Annotated in this window: 1 protein-coding gene and 1 pseudogene; both read right to left on the reverse strand. The window is 63.5% G+C overall.

What is annotated here, in order from left to right; genetic code table 11:
• Positions 1-118 (reverse strand): annotated as a pseudogene (gene trpD / locus SB822_RS56975) (anthranilate phosphoribosyltransferase); the annotation flags it as partial.
• 54 nt (positions 119-172) lie between these two features.
• The coding region (locus SB822_RS56980; RefSeq protein WP_410859090.1) for a glutamine amidotransferase-related protein at positions 173-274 on the reverse strand (102 nt) is incomplete at its 5' end.

A 274-nucleotide genomic window follows, 5' to 3' on the forward strand; every position in this document is an offset into this window, starting at 1 on the left:
TCATCGCATCGGAGACCTCGCCGCGCATGATCTGGCGCATCAGCCCGACCATCTCGTCATGGAAGATCTCGCGATGTTCGATGGTGCGCTGCAGGGCTTCTTGCGGGGTGATCGGCATCGGGTTGTCCAACGGCGGTTCCAACGTATGGCGGGGGAGTAACGGATCCGCGCCTCAGCGCGACAGGAAGTTCTTCAGCAGGGCGTGGCCATGCTCGGTGAGGATGGATTCGGGATGGAACTGCACGCCCTCCACCGGGTACTGGCGGTGGCGCAG

This window comes from Paraburkholderia sp. SIMBA_054 (assembly GCF_046534875.1).
In the GTDB taxonomy this organism is placed as follows: Bacteria; Pseudomonadota; Gammaproteobacteria; order Burkholderiales; family Burkholderiaceae; genus Paraburkholderia; species Paraburkholderia hospita.